This is a genomic window from Butyrivibrio sp. WCD2001 (assembly GCF_000424485.1).
Taxonomy (GTDB): Bacteria; Bacillota; Clostridia; order Lachnospirales; family Lachnospiraceae; genus Butyrivibrio.
Map to the genome: position 1 here is coordinate 36,588 of NZ_AUJZ01000016.1, position 16,337 is coordinate 52,924.

23 protein-coding genes are annotated in these 16,337 nt (G+C 41.4%); 20 read left to right on the forward strand and 3 right to left on the reverse strand.

Going from position 1 to position 16,337, the window contains the following annotated elements; genetic code table 11:
- Positions 1-13 precede the first annotated feature (13 nt).
- The 6 genes from G630_RS24740 to G630_RS0113420 all read left to right on the forward strand — a co-directional run bounded on the left by G630_RS24740 (position 14) and on the right by G630_RS0113420 (position 4,124).
- The gene (locus G630_RS24740) at positions 14-154 is read left to right on the forward strand and encodes a hypothetical protein (RefSeq protein ID WP_155831989.1); all 141 of its coding nucleotides are present in this window, start codon (positions 14-16) and stop codon (positions 152-154) included.
- Positions 132-608, forward strand: a complete 477-nt coding sequence (locus tag G630_RS0113400; RefSeq protein WP_022762546.1) for a GNAT family N-acetyltransferase — start codon at positions 132-134, stop codon at positions 606-608. The genes G630_RS24740 and G630_RS0113400 overlap by 23 nt, the downstream gene beginning before the upstream one ends.
- An 88-nt stretch (positions 609-696) precedes the next feature.
- Positions 697-1,830: a hypothetical protein gene (locus tag G630_RS0113405; RefSeq protein WP_196805796.1), complete on the forward strand. Its 1,134-nt coding sequence runs from the start codon at positions 697-699 to the stop codon at positions 1,828-1,830.
- 13 nt (positions 1,831-1,843) lie between these two features.
- Entirely contained in the window at positions 1,844-3,181 is a 1,338-nt protein-coding gene (locus G630_RS0113410; RefSeq protein ID WP_026498880.1) for a serine hydrolase domain-containing protein, read from the forward strand.
- A gap of 234 nt (positions 3,182-3,415) precedes the next feature.
- Positions 3,416-3,595: a DMT family transporter gene (locus G630_RS21910; protein WP_049946215.1), complete on the forward strand. Its 180-nt coding sequence runs from the start codon at positions 3,416-3,418 to the stop codon at positions 3,593-3,595.
- Positions 3,596-3,647: 52 nt separating this feature from the next.
- Positions 3,648-4,124, forward strand: a complete 477-nt coding sequence (locus tag G630_RS0113420; RefSeq protein ID WP_026498881.1) for a pyridoxamine 5'-phosphate oxidase family protein — start codon at positions 3,648-3,650, stop codon at positions 4,122-4,124.
- Between the two features lie 24 nt (positions 4,125-4,148).
- Here G630_RS0113420 and G630_RS0113425 read toward each other — a convergent pair whose 3' ends face one another.
- Positions 4,149-5,036: a LysR family transcriptional regulator gene (locus G630_RS0113425; protein WP_026498882.1), complete on the reverse strand. Its 888-nt coding sequence runs from the start codon at positions 5,034-5,036 to the stop codon at positions 4,149-4,151.
- Between the two features lie 146 nt (positions 5,037-5,182).
- On the opposite strand from G630_RS0113425, the gene G630_RS0113430 reads away from it, so the two are divergent.
- From G630_RS0113430 to G630_RS0113490, 12 genes are all read left to right on the forward strand, one after another.
- Positions 5,183-5,704, forward strand: coding sequence for a flavodoxin (locus tag G630_RS0113430; RefSeq protein ID WP_026498883.1), 522 nt, complete (start codon positions 5,183-5,185; stop codon positions 5,702-5,704).
- A gap of 42 nt (positions 5,705-5,746) precedes the next feature.
- Positions 5,747-5,956, forward strand: a complete 210-nt coding sequence (locus G630_RS21915) for a hypothetical protein (protein WP_022762553.1) — start codon at positions 5,747-5,749, stop codon at positions 5,954-5,956.
- Between the two features lie 18 nt (positions 5,957-5,974).
- Positions 5,975-6,817 carry an aldo/keto reductase gene (locus tag G630_RS0113440; RefSeq protein ID WP_026498884.1) on the forward strand — a complete coding sequence of 281 codons (843 nt, stop codon included), beginning with the start codon at positions 5,975-5,977 and terminating at the stop codon, positions 6,815-6,817.
- Between the two features lie 4 nt (positions 6,818-6,821).
- The gene (locus tag G630_RS23720; protein ID WP_139176441.1) at positions 6,822-7,067 is read left to right on the forward strand and encodes a hypothetical protein; all 246 of its coding nucleotides are present in this window, start codon (positions 6,822-6,824) and stop codon (positions 7,065-7,067) included.
- Positions 7,007-7,297: a flavodoxin gene (locus G630_RS21920; RefSeq protein WP_081667942.1), complete on the forward strand. Its 291-nt coding sequence runs from the start codon at positions 7,007-7,009 to the stop codon at positions 7,295-7,297. Before G630_RS23720 ends, G630_RS21920 begins: the two co-directional genes overlap by 61 nt.
- Positions 7,298-7,310: 13 nt before the next feature.
- Complete coding sequence (locus G630_RS0113455; RefSeq protein ID WP_026498885.1) at positions 7,311-7,694, forward strand: hypothetical protein; 384 nt, start codon at positions 7,311-7,313, stop codon at positions 7,692-7,694.
- Between the two features lie 229 nt (positions 7,695-7,923).
- On the forward strand, positions 7,924-8,331 hold the full coding sequence (locus G630_RS0113460) for an iron chaperone (protein ID WP_022762558.1): 408 nt from the start codon (positions 7,924-7,926) through the stop codon (positions 8,329-8,331).
- Between the two features lie 14 nt (positions 8,332-8,345).
- Positions 8,346-8,621, forward strand: coding sequence for a hypothetical protein (locus G630_RS21925; protein ID WP_022762559.1), 276 nt, complete (start codon positions 8,346-8,348; stop codon positions 8,619-8,621).
- A 311-nt stretch (positions 8,622-8,932) separates the two neighbouring features.
- Positions 8,933-9,349, forward strand: coding sequence for a YjdF family protein (locus G630_RS0113475; protein WP_026498886.1), 417 nt, complete (start codon positions 8,933-8,935; stop codon positions 9,347-9,349).
- Positions 9,350-9,433: 84 nt separating this feature from the next.
- Complete coding sequence (locus G630_RS0113480) at positions 9,434-9,871, forward strand: helix-turn-helix domain-containing protein (protein ID WP_022762562.1); 438 nt, start codon at positions 9,434-9,436, stop codon at positions 9,869-9,871.
- Between the two features lie 227 nt (positions 9,872-10,098).
- Entirely contained in the window at positions 10,099-11,376 is a 1,278-nt protein-coding gene (locus G630_RS0113485; RefSeq protein WP_026498887.1) for an MFS transporter, read from the forward strand.
- Between the two features lie 106 nt (positions 11,377-11,482).
- The gene (locus tag G630_RS0113490; protein WP_026498888.1) at positions 11,483-12,007 is read left to right on the forward strand and encodes an S-ribosylhomocysteine lyase; all 525 of its coding nucleotides are present in this window, start codon (positions 11,483-11,485) and stop codon (positions 12,005-12,007) included.
- On the opposite strand, the gene G630_RS23725 is transcribed toward G630_RS0113490, so the two are convergent.
- Complete coding sequence (locus G630_RS23725; RefSeq protein WP_049946217.1) at positions 12,002-13,207, reverse strand: GGDEF domain-containing protein; 1,206 nt, start codon at positions 13,205-13,207, stop codon at positions 12,002-12,004. The two genes, G630_RS0113490 and G630_RS23725, sit on opposite strands and share 6 nt — an antisense overlap.
- A 124-nt stretch (positions 13,208-13,331) precedes the next feature.
- On the reverse strand, positions 13,332-13,817 hold the full coding sequence (locus G630_RS0113500) for a hypothetical protein (RefSeq protein ID WP_026498889.1): 486 nt from the start codon (positions 13,815-13,817) through the stop codon (positions 13,332-13,334).
- A 241-nt stretch (positions 13,818-14,058) separates the two neighbouring features.
- Between G630_RS0113500 and G630_RS0113505 the strand changes: the two genes are divergently transcribed.
- Both G630_RS0113505 and G630_RS0113510 read left to right on the forward strand, forming a co-directional pair.
- Complete coding sequence (locus tag G630_RS0113505; protein ID WP_026498890.1) at positions 14,059-14,811, forward strand: hypothetical protein; 753 nt, start codon at positions 14,059-14,061, stop codon at positions 14,809-14,811.
- Between the two features lie 184 nt (positions 14,812-14,995).
- Entirely contained in the window at positions 14,996-16,333 is a 1,338-nt protein-coding gene (locus G630_RS0113510) for an ABC transporter ATP-binding protein (RefSeq protein WP_242829936.1), read from the forward strand.
- Positions 16,334-16,337 lie beyond the last annotated feature (4 nt).

Here is a 16,337-nt window from a genome sequence, read left to right on the forward strand (position 1 = left end):
AGGAGAATGAAAAATGGGTTATATTGACAGCGAATGGGAAAACATGGCCCATTGGAGATTTGTGTGGCCTGATATTCATGCTCCGTTATGGCACTTATATGTCTATGAGGATTGGAATGGAGGAAAAATGCATGCTAAGACTAAGACCATATAATAAAAATGATGCGGAAACAATTTTAAGTTGGACAAGTGATGAAACTGCATTTTACAAGTGGACAGCAGGAGTACTTGGAAGCTTCCCTCTTACAGCGAAACAGTTTAATGAAGTAAGCAATCTGATGGCATTTACGGCAGTAGACGATGATGAGATAGTCGGTTTTTTCACAATGAGAAGGCCGAGTAAGTCTCATGATGAATTAAGGTTTGGTTTTGTAATTGTAAATCCTGAAATCAGAGGCAAAGGCTATGGCAAAAGGATGCTTCAGCTGGGGCTTGTTTTTGCAAAAGAAATATATGGTGCAAAAAAGGTGTCTTTGGGTGTATTTAAGAACAACGAGCCGGCATATTATTGTTACAAAGCAGTTGGATTTAAAGATCTTCCGGATACCGATACCTATGAGATAAACGGCGAAACCTGGGATTGCCTGGAACTGGAAATGAATTTTTAATAAGAGGAAAGACAGACTCATGGCAGATAGGAAATACTTATATACGGAAAGGGCGCACTATATGTGTCCGAATATGCATTTTGGCATCATGGCAGAGATTGGGGCGGGGTTTGATGCGAACAGGATCATCGAGGGTATAGGTGTTCTTAAATCAGCTCATCCGCTTATGACAAGTCTGATAGCAGAGGAGCAGGGAAGTTCCGGGATATATTATGAGGAGCATCCGGAACTTGAGATTCCGGTAACCATAAAAGAGGCAGGCGAGAACTGGCAGACCGATTATGATGCGGTATCTACAGCCGGGTGGAACGTTCAAAAGGAGGCACTGCTCAAGGTCTTTGCTTATCCTTCTGAGAGCGGAGCGAGGGTTCTTTTTATAACTCATCATCTTCTTTGCGATGGAAGAGGACTTCTCCAGTTGGTGCAGGAGTTTGCGGATTATTATTCGAACGGTGCTCGGCCGCAATACGCCTTCGAGAAGCTTATGGAAAGTCTTGATGATCTTCCAAGCGGCAGTGACCTTGGGCTTATCAGCAAGATGCTGATAGAGAATTCCAATAAAAAGTGGCGTAAAGAAGCTCATAAGGTTAGCTACGATGAGTACCTTAAGTTTGAGCGTGAATATGATTCAAAGCAGGATATAAAGCGCGAGATAAAGAATGTAGACGGAGAAGAGCTTGATACGCTCCTTGATTTATGCAGGGGAAATGGCGTATCGCTCAACGACTATCTTATCGCCAAGATGATGATCGATGAGGGTACAGATAAGGTGATCATAGCTTCCGACATAAGGAATAAGATTAAAAACTATAAAGAAGGTGCTCTTGGAAATTATGCTACTGCATTTGGAGTGGTGGTTAAGAAGAGAAGTTCTGAGATCATGGAACTCGCCAAAGCCGTAGATCATGAAGTCAGGAACATCATCAGTAAGCCCGATAGAGAGATGCTCGTTCTCTCGTGCTATTTCAATATGGATCCGGAGCTTCTCGATGCCATAGCTATATCGACTCTTGGAAGCTTTGATAGCAAAGCCGGCAGATTTGTCGGCAGCAAGATGTTCGGCTATGAAAAGCGTGACGGCCATTGCATCACGAACCTTGGCAGGGTAGAGAGCAGCGTAATAAGAGAGGGCGTATTCATTCCGCCGGCATCTCCGGCAAATAGAAAGGCGTGGGGCGTTCTAACGATAAACAAGAAGATGAGGATCTGTTCGATACATTAAATTGAGAAAATATATGAAAAGAATCAAAATAATACTCAGAAGAATACTTCTGATAATTATGTTAGCTACGACGGCTATCTTTTTTATTTTACATTACGATTCAAAAGAATATACCCAGCAAAATGAACAGGAATATATAAACAGAATTTGCAGTATGACACATAACAGGGCTGTTGCTGTAGGAATAATTGACGGCGATGAAGATGTATTTCTGGAACATTGTGACATTGATGGGAAAACTGTGGATGAGCATACGCTTTTTGAATTGGGGTCTACAACAAAAGCATTCACAGGGCTTGGAATCCTTAATCTTGAGGAAGAAGGTTTGATTGATTCGGATTCGCCTGTCACAGACTATATAGACTGGTTCAGACCACAGTATAAAGGCTCCGATGCTGTAGTCACAGTCAGACATCTTATGGATCATTCAAGCGGGATTCCGGTGTGGACAATATCACTTATCCCGGAGGGCAGCGAAGGTGAGATAACCATAGAGGAGACAGTTAGAAAAATCGCTGATGTTAAACTTGCTCACGCACCCGGCGAAGTTCATGAATACGCAACAATCAATTATGATGTGCTTGCACTTATTATCGAGAAGGTTACTGGGCAAAAATATGAGGATTATATTACCGAGACTGTTCTTAAAGATGTAGGAATGAATGAGTCATTTTTCAGGATTACCGATTCTGACAGACAGCGTATTTTTGCTGGGCGTAAGGCAGGCTTTTTTAGAACATGGAAATATGATGCTCCAACTTATTATGGAAATACTGCAGCGGGTTACCTTGTGTCGGATACTACTGATCTGGTCAAATGGATGAGATATGTCAGGGGAAATATTGATTTTGGCTCTTTTCCGATAACAGACACGAACAATTACTATGTAGGTTGGAATCTATATCCGGAGACTGTACACCATGGGGGAAACAATCCTAATTACAGTACGCAGGTCATTATTTCGAGAGAGCGTGATCTTGGGGTTTTTGTCTTATCTGCTTCTGCCGGTGATATCGCCACAAGAATAGCTGACGGCATTTTTGGGATGCACATGGGAATGAATGCAAAGATTGGACTTTGTGTGTCAGGTCACGAGCTTCAAGACTTCTTATTTGTAATGGGAATACTTTTGATTTTGTACATCGCGTTATTGCTGCAATATAAAAGAAAGAAATTATGCATATGCGGTGGATTATTTATTTTGACCTTGCTGATTTTGATTCCTATAATCTCGCATATTAGCTACAGGTTCATGTTTGTTTGGATGCCCTATAGTTTTGGATTGATGATCATTAGCATATTGGCATTTGCAGCCTGGCTCATTGGTTGTGGGCGTTGGAAACAAAAATGATAACATTCAAGGGAGATATACATGAAAAAAGCATTCAAGGTAATAGGTAAAAGCTATGGAAATAAAACAGCATCAATTACAGTATTATTGACAAAATAGCTTGTTACCAAGTATAGTTGATGAAACAAAATAAACAGACGCCCATTGCTACCGAGTAGTGGGATTGACGTCATTTCTTTACCGTTAGGTCTTAGCAGGTAAGGAAATGGCGTATTTTATTATATGGAGGTTTCTATGAAGTGGATTTATTTGTTTATTGCAGGTGCTCTTGAGATTACGTGGGCTGTAACCATGAAGATGTCGAACGGTTTCTCATTGCTGATACCTTCGATCATTACCGGCGTAGGATATATAGCCAGTGCAGTTTTTCTTTCGATAGCGCTGAAACAACTGCCACAATATGTGTTATTCTGATTGTAGTTGGAATTGCTGGACTTAAGATTTTAGCGAAAGAGTGAGGTTTACCATGTTTAGAAAAATGAGAAGATTTAATCAACAGATTTCTGATTCAGAGTGTATAGAAATACTGAAGAATACTAAGAGGGGCGTACTTTCATTGATAGGTGATGATGGGTACCCATACGGACTTCCTATAGATCACTGGTACTGCGAAGATGATGGGAAAATCTATTTTCACGGAGCCAAAGAGGGACATAAGATTGACTCCATCAAAGCGTGTGATAAGGCCAGCTACTGCGTTTATGATGAAGGCTATCGTAAAGAAGGTGACTGGGCTCTTAATATAAAGAGCGTTATCACTTTTGGCAAGATCGGCCTTGTAGAAGATGAAGAAAAGGCGCGAGAAATATGCACAGCTTTGGTCAGAAAGTTTACCGATGATGAAGAATATCTGGAAAAGGAGCTAAAGAACGCATTACCGCGTGTTCAATGCCTGGAGTTTGTACCTGAACATATGACTGGAAAGTTGGTTAATGAGTCATAAGTGGAAGCGCGTTATATCGGAACGTTAAAGCGGAAAAGCCACTGCATCTTTGTACAGCTTTTGAAGCGTCTTGATAAATGAGGCAAGGCTCTCACGACTATCCGTCTTGTGGGTGCATAGGACGCAGTGAAAACATTCCCTGCAGTCATAAGGGATCCACGCAAATTGTCCGCTATGGTCGTTTAAGAATCCGGGAGCAAGGCAGATACCTTTGCCGGATGCGACATTTACAAGAGTAGAGTCGTGATCGGGACTGTTAAAATACTCGATCTTCCCGGAGGAGATTAGTTTTTGCTGGACGGATCGTAAAGCGTTCGGAGAGCCGCCGCCTACCATGAGGGTGCGTCCGTAGATGTCTTCATCCGTGATGATGTTCTTTTTAGCCAGAGGATCGTTTTTATCGGTAATAAGGTAGATACCAGAATCAAAGAGTTTGTGGATGTTGATTCCCGGGATATGTTTAGTCTGTTCTATAAGTGCAAAGAGGATGTCGGACTCATCATTTAAAAAGCTTTCCACACCGTTATCGTACTGAAACAGAGGAGTAACCTGGACACCGGGTTGCTCCTTTTCAAATATGCGGATAGCTTCGGGCAGAAAGTATATGGCTTGTCTGACCATCATGGAAACAGTTATGTTGTCCCTGTATCTGGCACTGAAATTCTGTCCCTGTTCGATGGCGCGTTTCATATCCTCACGCATACCGGAAAGATAGGTTACGAACTGCGCCCCGGCCGGAGTGAGTGTGGCTCCTTTGCCGTTTCTTTCAAATATCTTAAAGCCTACCTCATCCTCCAAAAGCTTTAGCTGATAAGAAAATGTTGGCTGACTTACAAATGTGTTCTCAGCCGCCCGGCTGAAGTTAAGGGTATGAGCCAGTTCTATGCAGTAATCTATCTGTTTGGTTGTCATCGATAAATCTCCTTGAAAGTCAGCTATTTAAAAATTAAATCAATTATAGGATATTTGAATTGGATTATTCAAGTGTTTTGCGTGATAATCAAGTCATAGAAACAAAAATAAATGTAAACACCTGTAGATAAACGGAGGAGATTAAGATGGCAAAAACATTGATTACATTCTTTTCAAGAGCGGATGAAAACTATTTCGGCGGAGCAATGAGATACGTAAAGGTCGGAAATACAGAGATCGTTGCAGGTCTTATGAAAGAGCTGATCGACGCGGATACATTCAAGATCGAGATGAAGGATCCATATTCACCGGTATACATGTCCTGCATCGATGAAGCAAAGAAAGACAAGCAGAACAATGCACGACCTGAGCTTACAAATTATCTTGATAGTATTGATGAGTATGACACCATAGTACTTGGCTACCCGAACTACTGGGGGACCTTCCCGATGGCAGTCGCAACTTTCCTTGAGAGATATGACTTTACAGGAAAGATCATCCTTCCGCTTTGCACAAATGAGGGAAGCGGTATGGGTTCCAGTGAGAGTGATATAAAGAAATGTGCTAAAGGTGCAACAGTAAAGAGTGGTCTTGCGATCACGGGTTCAAAAGCCGCAGATTCCAAAGATGCCGTAAAAAAATGGTTTGCAGCAAACGGACTGCTTTAAGAAGAAGGATGCAGGATCCATCTGAGCAGAGGGAATGAGCCGATGAATGAGGAAGAACAGATCAGAGAATTATACAGGCTCTATTGGAAATACATGATAGATGGAGATACAGCAAGGATGATCGGATGCAGCACAGTGATCGCAGAGGTTTATGGTGGAGGAAAGGGAAGCTGGAGACTGCAGGGAGATTTTACCTTAAGAAAAGAAAATGGAACATGGAAATTGACGAGTTCAAAGGCGTCAACATATTAATGAATGGAGGATTATGCAATGGAATATGTAACACTTAATAATAAACTGGAATGTCCCGCAGTCGGGATCGGAACCTTTATGCTTTCGCCTGTCGATGCAGAGAATAGTGTAAGAGAAGCACTTAAGATGGGATATCGCCTAATTGATACTGCCAATGCATATGTAAACGAGCGGGCTGTTGGAAGAGGCGTGAAGGATAGCGGAGTAAAGAGAGATGAGATCTTTCTTTCCACCAAACTCTGGCCCAGTGAATATGAAAATCCAAATGCTGTGGATGAGACTCTGGAACGCCTTGGGGTAGACTACGTAGATCTTCTTTATATCCATCAGCCGGCCGGCAACTGGCTCGCAGGATACAGACTGATTGAGAAGGCTTATAAGGAAGGCAAGGCAAAGAGCATCGGTATCTCTAACTTTGAAGGAAAGTATATCGAAGAACTTGAGACGAAGTGGGAAATCGCACCGCAGTTTATCCAGGTGGAGGCGCATCCTTATTTTACCCAGAAGGAACTGCGAAAGACTCTTGATAAGTATGGGATCAAGCTTATGAGCTGGTATCCGTTAGGACACGGCGATAAGAGCCTGATAAATGAGCCGGTTTTTGCCGAACTTGGAAAGAAGTACGGAAAAACTCCTGCGCAGATCATTCTCCGCTGGCATACACAGATGGGATTTGTGGTGATCCCCGGAAGCAAGAATGTGGATCATATTAAGGATAATCTCAACATTCTCGATTTTAAGCTGACAGACGAAGAGGTGAGAAAGATCGCTAAACTTGATAAGAATGAGAGATATTATCACAGGACAGATGAGCAGCTGGTCCAGTTTGCAGGATGGAAACCTGATTTTGAAAAGGCATAATGATATGAAGAAAAAAGTGAGAATCTTAAGTCTGTTTCTTACAGCGCTTATGGTAATAAGTCTTAGCGCATGTGGAAGCGCAGATAACCGTGTAGAAGATGGTGCAAAACAGGATAATTCAGTTGCAAACGAGCAAAGCAGGAACAGAACGATAATGCCAGACCTGCATATGCAGGGGAGGTACCTGATCTGTCACAGTATTTCACCATATTTATTGGTGCGCCTGTCTGGTGGGGCGACTGGCCGATGATCATGTACACTTTCTTTGAAAATAACGCAGACGGTCTTGCAGGCAAAACATTGGTCCCGTTCTCTACGCATGAAGGATCGGGACTGTCAGGCTTTGATAAGAAGCTCTCATCAGCATGCCCGGATGCAACGGTTTCAGACGGACTTGCCATAAGAGGAAACGACTGTCAGAAAGATCAGGAGAGTGTAAGGAAAAAAGTCAGCGAATGGATAGCAGGACTGGGATATTAGAGGAGTGAGCTGTTTGAAAAAGAAGATCAGGATCATAATTGATATCTCTATGACGGTCATGATGTCCCTGCTTATGGCATATTCTCTGATAGGAGAGTTGTTCCATGAGATCGCGGGGAGTCTCATCTTTATTCTGTTCATTTTTCTACAGAACAGGTGCCGGTATTCAATGTCACTTAAAGATCATGAGAGGGCAATCCTGCTGACAGTGCATCAGTATGAGCCTACTGAAATAAAGCCGCATCTTCACAGCACAAATTTTGAAGAAGTATCAGCGGTGATGCGTGAGGCGCTTGGAAAAGGCGTGGAGTGCTGGAATGTTGATCTGAAGTTTACTCCAAAAGGGGTAAAACTTCTGGGAGTGACAAATACAACAGAGGATCTTTTGAAATACTGAATTTAATAAGATTAATATCTGAAATGAGAGAGTCGAGAAATCGGCTCTTTTCTTTTACCCAAAATCAGGGCGCACGATGTCCAGTGGACATCGGCTTTGCGCCGACCGAAGTGGAACGGAGAGGAGGGACATAGATGGCTGGACGGATCCAGGGTATTTCGTGAAGACTAAGGATTCTGTATAATTAAAGGCAGTGAAATTAAGAATCGAGATTTGAAGAGGTGAAGCCATGGCATGGAAATGTCCGAAATGCGGCAGAGAGTTCAGCAGACAAAACCAGGACCATTACTGTGTGAAACCGCAGAATATTGATGAATACATTGCTGCCCAGGATGAGAAATATAAGCCCAGATTAATGGAGATCCGGGAGATCCTTCGTGATGCACTGCCGGACGCGGAGGAGCGGATATCCTGGTCGATGCCCACTTATTGGAAAGGTCGTAATATCATTCATTTCGCAGCATCAAAGAAACATCTGGGCATTTATCCCGGTGATGAGGCTACAGCTGTATTTACGGAGGAACTCTCCGATTATGACGTAAGCAAGGGCACGATACGGATCCCCTATGATCAGCCTTTACCGGAAGCACTGATCATAAGGATCGCAAAATGGTGCTTTGAGAACTATTCCAAATAAGGTGTAAAGATGGTATGAAGAACGCAATAGAGTTCCGTTGTATTCGGGAAAACGAACTCGGCCTTCTCAAAGACTTTTTATATGAAGCCATATTCATTCCGGAAGGTGTGGAGCCGCCTTCGAGAGATATTGTAGAGAAACCGGAGCTGCGCGTATACACTGATGGTTTCGGTACAAAGTCTGGAGACAACTGCCTCGTCGCGATCCACGACGGAAAAATAGTTGGGGCTGTCTGGACGAGGATCATGAATGAAAATGATGAGGAATTCATCATGGTATGTGAGCTTTAGAAATTCTTTAGGTTAAATCGCAATAAGATCAAACGAAAGGGCAGTTATTGTTATAATTCAAGCTGCTTTTTCGTTTGACCTTACAGCGATTCTAACCTAAAGAATTTGTAGAGATAATGTGTTAGCGCCTTCTATCTGAATATAAAAATATAAGTGCAGAACAGGCTCAAATAAGTGTATTTGGGCCTGCTTTTTTATGGAAATGATAGGATATATTCAGATAGACCGGTAAGAGAAATGTACTTCGACTTTGTAGAGAGGATGAGAAATATAGCTATGAAAAATGAAAGTAAGGAGCTCTGTCACAGAGGATGAGTAGAACCAGTGTGAATCTCACAGTATACTTCGATGATCCTTTCTGGGTTGGGGTTTTTGAACGCTTTTATGAGGGAAAACTATCTGTTTGTAAAGTTACATTTGGTGCTGAACCAAAGGATTATGATATATGGGAGTTTGTGCTACGACACTACTATGATCTTGAGTTCAGCCCTGCAGTAGATGCAACAATTAAAGAGATAAAAGATAATCCAAAGCGCAGGCAGAGAGATGCTGCGAAGCAAATGAGATGCACAGGAATTGGTACTAAATCACAGCAAGCGTTGCAACTACAGCGGGAGGAAATGAAGATTGCGCGAAAAATCAAAAGCAGGCAGCAAGTAGAAGAGGAAAAACAAAGGCAATTTGAATTAAAGCAGCTAAAAAAGATAGAGAAGCATAAAGGGCATTGACATTTATTTGTGATAATCACTATTCTGGCGTATCATAAGGCTTGTAGGGATTTTGAACGTGTAGATATTTAAGAGGGGAGAATTATGCTAAAAGATAATCTCATTATGCTTAGAAGAATTCATGGCTATTCGCAGGAGGAGATTGCAGAAAAAATCGGGATTTCCAGGCAGGCCTATGCCAAGTGGGAAAAGGGACTTACTATTCCTGATGTGGAGAAATGTGCTCTCCTTGCGGAGGTCTATGAGACAACAGTTGATAATCTTTTAAAAACCAGTAGCGAAGACGGAATCGGAATGATTCCTCCGCCGCCCAAGGGTAAGAATATATGGGGAACTGTGACTATTAGTGACAGAGGTCAGATAGTTATTCCAAAAGGCGTAAGGGATATGTTTGGACTTAGCGGCGGACAGAGACTTATCGTTCTCACCGATGAGGTGGGAATGGCGATTGTTCCCGCAGAGCAGTTCGAAGAAAACATGAAGAAGACTCTGGAGATGTTTGATGCCAGTGCAGAGAACTGATAGCAAAAAACCACCTCACCCTCATTTTTGATATCATTTGACATTATCAAATGAAATTTTTATAACAGTATGTGCACCTTAATAGAATGATTATGTGGGTTTTCAGAATGTTTTCATAAAAGCTTTATAGAAAATATATTTAATCTAAAGGAGGCATGCTATGGTCATCTGCGGTGCAGGTGCTCCTTTTTCACTAAAGTAAGATTAAGAAAAAGGAGCTAAATACAATGAAAAACAGAATAAATAAATTACGTGATTTTTATATACTTTGGAGCACACAGAGTCTGTCACAGCTTGGAAGCGCTATAACAAGTTTTGCGCTGACCTTATGGCTCTATGAAAAAACAGGGTCTGCTTTGAGTACGGCAACGCTTACCATCTGTACCTATGCGCCTTACGTTATCATGAGCATTTTTGCAGGGGCGCTCACAGATAAGTTCGATAAAAAGAAGACGATGCTTGTATGCGATTTGATGGCAGCCATGACTACGGTACTGGTATTCGTGCTCTATAAGACAGATCTTCTGACTATGTGGCATCTGTATGCCATAAACATGGTGTCAGGACTTATGAATACAGTTCAGCAGCCTGCCTCGGAAGTGGCATATACACTGATTATACCTAAGGACGAGTATCAGAAAACCAGTGGACTACAGCAGTTATCCAGATCCCTTATCTCTATCGGGAATCCGCTGATTGCTGCAGCTCTTTATGGACTCGCAGGCCTTGACCTGGTTATAGCTGTTGACCTTTTGACATTTGCGATTGCGTTTGCAGCACTTTTATTCTTCATTAAACTGCCTGAGATTTCAGGAAACGGTAAGAATGATGGTAACGTACTTGCACTCGCAAAAGAGGGATTATCCTTCCTGAAGCATAATCCGCTTATACTCTGTGTAATCCTTTTTATGTCGGGAGTGAATCTTACAGCATCAGCCTTTGATGCGGTACTGCCTGCACTTGTGATTCCACGGGCCGGGAATAATGCCCTTGGAATTGTGACGGCATGCTCCGGAATAGCAATGGTAATAGGAAGCTTTTTGCCTACAGTACTTCCAAAACCTAAGGACAGAGTAAGAGTTATCTATCTTACAATGCTCTTTTCTCTTGGAATAGAAAACTTAGTTTTGGCGTTTACAAGAAATCCGATTATTTGGTGTGTCGCTCAATTTATCGGCTGGGTGTTTGTTCCTCTGATGGCGGCAAACCAGAATGTTATCATGCGTAACAACATTCCTGTGGAACTTCAGGGAAGAGTGTATGCGTGCAGAAATACGCTTCAGTTTTTTACTATTCCCATTGGATTATTCCTTGGAGGATTCTTCGTGGACAGTATCTGCGAACCGTTTATGGCATTTAACGGCAGCAACCCTTTCCTGACAACTCTTTTCGGAGAAGGAAAAGGCTCGGGAGCAGCACTTATGATGTTTATACTTGGAGTATTTGGAGCATCACTTTGCCTGATTTCAGGTCAGTTCATGAAAAGATATAAGTATATCGAATAAAGATGCTTATTCGAAAAATGATAAAAGGCAACTAATATGTTGTAACCGATACCATAATTTCATATAATTCAATCGTAACGATTTTTTATTATTTTGGAGGAACAAAATGGATTTAATACCGAGTTTTTCAGTTGATCACACAAAAATAGTCCCCGGTATTTTCATCAGCAGACAGGATGAGATCGGTGGAAATGTTATTACAACATATGATATAAGGGTTACAAGACCTAATAGGGAGCCTTTTGTAGATGTAGCTGCAATGCACACACTTGAGCATCTTATTGCAACATATCTTCGAAACGACCCTGATTGGAAAAATGAAGTAATCTACTGGGGACCGATGGGTTGCCTCACAGGATTTTATCTCATTTTAAAGGGTGGTCGTGCGCCTAAGGAGATACACGACCTTCTTCTCAGAGCGTTTAAATCTTGTGCGGATTTTGACAGTGTTCCGGGAACCAATGAGGAAAACTGCGGCAATTACCTTATGCACAATCTCTGGCTTGCCAAGCTGCATGCTGAAAAGTTTGCTGACTATCTTGAGAAGAATGCGGATAATCAGGCAATCTTTGAGTATCCTCAGTCAGATAGAGCTGTTACTGACGATGGACGTCAGTTCTTTGATTCATGATCCTTTTTTAATTTCATTCAGTCTCGTTATAAAGTCGCCGGAGGTCTTATGACGTTCTTCCTTGTCCTTGTACAGGGCAGAATCCGCATTGGACAGAGCCTGCTCGAAGGGTGTGGCAGGGGAAGTACATATATAAGTACCTGTGCTGAATATTGGGGTGTAGCTTAGAGTTTTATCATCTTCAAGGGCATTTGAGAGTAGATTCCTGAATTCGGAAGCAAGCTCTGCATCTTTCCCAGCGATGACAAATTCATCTCCACCCCATCTTGCAGCAACGGCATTTCTTGGCAGGAGGATTTTGCGCATGGCTTTGGATATGGCAACCAGAGCCTTGTCTCCTTCGTCGTGTCCAAGAATATCGTTAATACTCTTAAAATAATCCAGATCAACCATGATAATGGTTAGCGGATCATCCGCACTGCAGGTGGCGAGTTCTTCATTTATGATATCAGCCATACGCCTGCGATTATACAGCTTGGTAAGAGCATCTGTATAAATCTGCGAATCCTGTAATTCTACAAAAAGTTTCAAAACGACCGGAATAACACATAATTCTATGGCAGGGAGATTCATTAAGAATGCTATCAGAATGCCATTGATGGTAAAAAACAGTATGAAAATAATCTGGCTGTTATATTTCTTTTTCTCATGCCTGGTTTTGGCAAGCCTTCTGTTGTGAATGGAGATGCCGGTAGCAGCAATCAGATAGACATAATCCATCAACAATATAAAAGAAAGCATGGGTTTGAAGACAGGGCCGTTTCCTGAAAGCTCATAGACAAATACGTGCAGGGGAGTATAAAGCAGTATAAGAACCAGAAATAAAGGAATGTGTATCAGAACAGACCAAAAGTTCAGAGAGCATATTTTTGTGAAATTTGATGGCCTGTTCAGATTGGCGCGTACATGAAGGAACCAGAAAAAGCATGCAAACGACATGGAGGTAAAACCCGTAGACATAATAAAAAGCACAACAGGCCTTGGCAATGCAGAGTAAAAGCTATCCCCGAAAAGAAGCCTTAAATCTTCCAAAATATAGACCATAAAAGACACAAGCATGCCCTTAAACGCATGTATCTCTCTTTTGTTACCAATGTTTTCATTGGTCTTGGAATATATAATGTTTAATGACAAAAAGCTTATGAACAGTATTAAAAAAATAAAAGGTTTAATCTGAACCTCTATCGGTACCATCGTCATAGCATAATCCTCCGCGTCGAAAGGCTGCATAAGTACAATAACAAAATTGCACACTACTTTTAATTATACAACGTAAAAAAATGGCAGTTGATTAAAACTGCCATTTTTAACATTTTTTTAATACTTATTCAGTTAATGCTGCTTTCTCGCCAAGGAGTCCGTTTTCGCCGGTGAACTCTTTTTCACGTGTTTTTGTGATTACAGTGAGTGATATAAAAGCGATAAGACATAATATAGCAACAATCAATGCTGCGATAGCGCCTACTAAAAACGCCCCGGTATCCTTCATCATTATTTTCTGAGTTGCAGGATTCACCTTGACTTGGGAAAGATTGATATCAGGCTCAATTTCTTCTGATAATTCTTTGGAAACATGCCATTTCCCATCATAGAACCAATGAACCATATAAGTATATTCAGTGCAGAGCCCCTTATCGGTAGTTCTGTATCTGGAGCTTACATCTGTGATATAAGCCTGAACTGTTTCATATTTTTGATATCTGCTTGAAATAAAAAACAGAACACCTGTAAGTGCAACGAAAATTACAGCTGCTATTAGAAATCCCAGCCGTAGTACAGAAAAATACCCCTTTTTAACTTCTTCATCCATGTCCGTAAATAAATACCCCCATTTTATTGTCCCCTCAAATAAATATGTGTTTTAAATACACAGATATAAATATACCATTAAATTGGTCATTTTTGTTCAATTAAATTCTGAAGATTCTTTTAAGATTTTTATGAAAATGTTTATAACCGGCAGTGTGCAAGTTGTGTGATAATTATTTTGGTATTGTGTAATCAGTAAAACACATTTCCGTTCATTCAACAGATCCAGGAGGAAAAAAGTAATGATGAAGAAAACAGCGATAGCTTTAATATGTTCAATGGTTTTGGTTGCAGGCTGCGGAAGCGCAGAGAACCCTTTTACACAAGATAATAACGTGGAAGAGAATACTGAAAACATTGAAACAATAGATGAGGAAGAGGTGGCAGAAGCAGCTACAGCGCAGGCTTCTGTAGAGACTATGGATGAGAATACGGAAGATCCCGAAGCTGATATGGCAAAGGCATCAGTACTTCCGGCATACGAGTATCCGGGACCTGAACTTTTTTATTCAGTCCTTTATCAGTACATCATCGATGAGTGCGGTCAGCATTTTGAAAAAGCGGATGTCGGAATTCCTTGTCTGAACATTGTGGCTGAGGATGAGAGCGACAAGAATGATATAAAGGTATGGGGTGATTTCTGGTATTACAACTATGAACTGAATGGAGATACGTTGGAGATGGTATCCGGCGGATCCTTCCCCGGATGTATTCACATCAAGAGCACAGATGAAGGCTATGAGGTTACCGAGTTTGAGATGGTTGAAGATGGATCCGATTATACACCTACAGCAAAGAAGATATTCGGTAAGCACTATGATGAGTTCACAAAAATGAATGAAGATACAGAGGCTAAAGAGAAGACAAGAGCACAGATCATTGCCAATTATGTAGCAGCCAATAACCTTGAGATTACCCAGTATAAGGATTACGGCTGGGAGCCGGTAAAGCTCCCTGAGGAGAATATTGACAGCTTTTACAGCACTCTGGATTAAATAAGCTTTTCCATATCTTTTCTCTTATATATGCCTGACAGCGGTAAAATGTCTGCTGTCAGGCGTTTTTAATGAAATTGAGAACGGAAAAAATTTATATAAAATTCAGAACGTATAGTGGTAATAATATAAACGCTTTATGGTATATTTGATATATATCAGTATGAAAAGGAGCGTGCTCTATATGAATATAAATATAGATACTATGAATACAGTATTGAATTGTGTCAGAGATGGAGTCTCTTTCATATTAGTCAGCATCGGATATATGAAAATATTCGAGAAGTGCGGAGTGCAAAAGCGATGGGCGTTTATCCCTGTGCTCAGAGAATATCATTTAAGCCTGTGCGCAGATAAAGAGAAAGAGGGCAGAACATATACTATTCTGTCATGCCTGATATATGTGATTGGAATAGCTATTGCTTTACTAAATGGACATGACATGCTCCTGGCACTACTCGCAATACCCTTAGTCGGGATTGCGGTAGCTCAGGTTATTTTTGAGATAAAGATATATCTGGGACTTATTGATGTCTTTGGCAGAAGAAAAAGATGGATATGGCTATTCATATTTTTGGAATGGTTTACTGTTCTTTATTGGGGCTTTTCGAAAAAACTTGTACCGACTCGAAAAGTACAGGATCTTAGGGATATTGAAGGAGCAAAGGAGTTTGGCGAAGATATTACAGTAGCTGATGAGGGACTTACGGTTAATATCAGGAACAGATCGGTAATCGATTTCTTCAAGAGAAAAGTCCTTTTAAAAGATATCCATATGACTATTCCCAAGGGACATATGGTACTTCTTCTTGGCGGTTCCGGAGCAGGAAAAACAACTTACCTGAATGCAGTTACCGGTTATGAGCAGGCCGATGCTGAAATAAAGCTTGATTCTGAGGATGTTTATAAAGACTATACAAGTATGAAGTATGATATCGGCTTTGTTCCGCAGCAGGATTTGATGAGGGGGAATGATACGGTTCTTATGACTCTTAGTGATGCAGCAACGCTGAGATTACCTTCAAATATATCGTTTCAGGACAGGATGAAGAGAGTGGAAGAGGTTCTTGAACAGTTTGGCCTTGCCTCGGTTAAGAACAATCTTGTCGAGAAGCTCTCCGGCGGACAGCGCAAGAGACTTTCCATTGCAATGGAGTTTATATCCGATCCCACGCTGTTTATTCTTGATGAGCCGGATTCGGGACTTGACGGTGTTGTGGCGAGGAATCTTTTTGAGAAACTTAGGCAGATTGCCGACGAGGGGAAAATTGTGGTAGTAATTACTCATACTCCCGACAGAGTAATAGATCTTTTTGATGATGTAATAGTTCTTGCCAAGGATCAGACGAGGACAGGCCGCCTTGCCTGGTACGGACCTGTAAATGAAGCTTATGAATTTTTCGGTAAGGATTCCATGGAGGATATCCTTCTTACCATAAACCAGAAGGATGAAGGCGGAGAAGGAAAAGCAGATGAGTTTGTTGAAAAGTATGCTGACAGAGTAAAGGAAAATGTGGGGTGATGGT

What these genes read in the sequence shown, in the direction of transcription:
- G630_RS0113500 (WP_026498889.1), bottom strand. Translation starts at nt 13,817, where the DNA reads ATGGATGAAGAAGTTAAAAAGGGGTATTTTTCTGTACTACGGCTGGGA.
- G630_RS0113475 (WP_026498886.1), top strand. Translation starts at nt 8,933, where the DNA reads ATGAGTAGAACCAGTGTGAATCTCACAGTATACTTCGATGATCCTTTC.
- G630_RS0113410 (WP_026498880.1), top strand. Translation starts at nt 1,844, where the DNA reads ATGAAAAGAATCAAAATAATACTCAGAAGAATACTTCTGATAATTATG.
- G630_RS0113490 (WP_026498888.1), top strand. Translation starts at nt 11,483, where the DNA reads ATGGATTTAATACCGAGTTTTTCAGTTGATCACACAAAAATAGTCCCC.
- G630_RS21915 (WP_022762553.1), top strand. Translation starts at nt 5,747, where the DNA reads ATGAATGAGGAAGAACAGATCAGAGAATTATACAGGCTCTATTGGAAA.
- G630_RS0113485 (WP_026498887.1), top strand. Translation starts at nt 10,099, where the DNA reads ATGAAAAACAGAATAAATAAATTACGTGATTTTTATATACTTTGGAGC.
- G630_RS0113460 (WP_022762558.1), top strand. Translation starts at nt 7,924, where the DNA reads ATGGCATGGAAATGTCCGAAATGCGGCAGAGAGTTCAGCAGACAAAAC.
- G630_RS23725 (WP_049946217.1), bottom strand. Translation starts at nt 13,207, where the DNA reads ATGACGATGGTACCGATAGAGGTTCAGATTAAACCTTTTATTTTTTTA.
- G630_RS23720 (WP_139176441.1), top strand. Translation starts at nt 6,822, where the DNA reads ATGAAGAAAAAAGTGAGAATCTTAAGTCTGTTTCTTACAGCGCTTATG.
- G630_RS21910 (WP_049946215.1), top strand. Translation starts at nt 3,416, where the DNA reads ATGAAGTGGATTTATTTGTTTATTGCAGGTGCTCTTGAGATTACGTGG.
- G630_RS0113400 (WP_022762546.1), top strand. Translation starts at nt 132, where the DNA reads ATGCTAAGACTAAGACCATATAATAAAAATGATGCGGAAACAATTTTA.
- G630_RS0113505 (WP_026498890.1), top strand. Translation starts at nt 14,059, where the DNA reads ATGATGAAGAAAACAGCGATAGCTTTAATATGTTCAATGGTTTTGGTT.
- G630_RS24740 (WP_155831989.1), top strand. Translation starts at nt 14, where the DNA reads ATGGGTTATATTGACAGCGAATGGGAAAACATGGCCCATTGGAGATTT.
- G630_RS0113425 (WP_026498882.1), bottom strand. Translation starts at nt 5,036, where the DNA reads ATGACAACCAAACAGATAGATTACTGCATAGAACTGGCTCATACCCTT.
- G630_RS0113420 (WP_026498881.1), top strand. Translation starts at nt 3,648, where the DNA reads ATGTTTAGAAAAATGAGAAGATTTAATCAACAGATTTCTGATTCAGAG.
- G630_RS0113510 (WP_242829936.1), top strand. Translation starts at nt 14,996, where the DNA reads ATGAATATAAATATAGATACTATGAATACAGTATTGAATTGTGTCAGA.
- G630_RS21925 (WP_022762559.1), top strand. Translation starts at nt 8,346, where the DNA reads ATGAAGAACGCAATAGAGTTCCGTTGTATTCGGGAAAACGAACTCGGC.
- G630_RS0113405 (WP_196805796.1), top strand. Translation starts at nt 697, where the DNA reads ATGGCAGAGATTGGGGCGGGGTTTGATGCGAACAGGATCATCGAGGGT.
- G630_RS0113440 (WP_026498884.1), top strand. Translation starts at nt 5,975, where the DNA reads ATGGAATATGTAACACTTAATAATAAACTGGAATGTCCCGCAGTCGGG.
- G630_RS0113480 (WP_022762562.1), top strand. Translation starts at nt 9,434, where the DNA reads ATGCTAAAAGATAATCTCATTATGCTTAGAAGAATTCATGGCTATTCG.
- G630_RS0113430 (WP_026498883.1), top strand. Translation starts at nt 5,183, where the DNA reads ATGGCAAAAACATTGATTACATTCTTTTCAAGAGCGGATGAAAACTAT.